The sequence below is a fragment of the Lysinibacillus sp. RU7 genome (genome assembly GCF_057837305.1).
Window position 1 is genome coordinate 1 of record NZ_JBYQFK010000280.1, and the last position, 241, is coordinate 241.

The 241-nt window shown below is 63.1% G+C and carries 1 protein-coding gene; it reads left to right on the forward strand.

Features of this window, described 5'->3' with window-relative positions; all coding sequences use genetic code 11:
* A partial coding sequence (locus AC3II9_RS22400; RefSeq protein WP_489158971.1) for a replication initiator protein A occupies positions 1–241 on the forward strand: 241 nt, incomplete at both ends.

The window sequence follows — 241 nt, forward strand, 5'->3', positions numbered from 1 at the left end:
TCGGATTGGGTCTATGAGGGCATCGTCAACGAGAAGTCGCTGCTAACCATGCACCCGGACTATTTCCTGCTGTCCGGAGGGCTGGAGCGGGCGCTCTATCGTATCGCGCGCAAGCACGCCGGCATGCAGCGCGGCGGATGGACGTGCCGGGTAGAAGTGCTTCGCGACAAAACCGGCAGCGACGCCCAGCCTAAGGAGTTCAACCGGATGCTTCGGCGGGTGATCGAGGCCGATCAGCTCC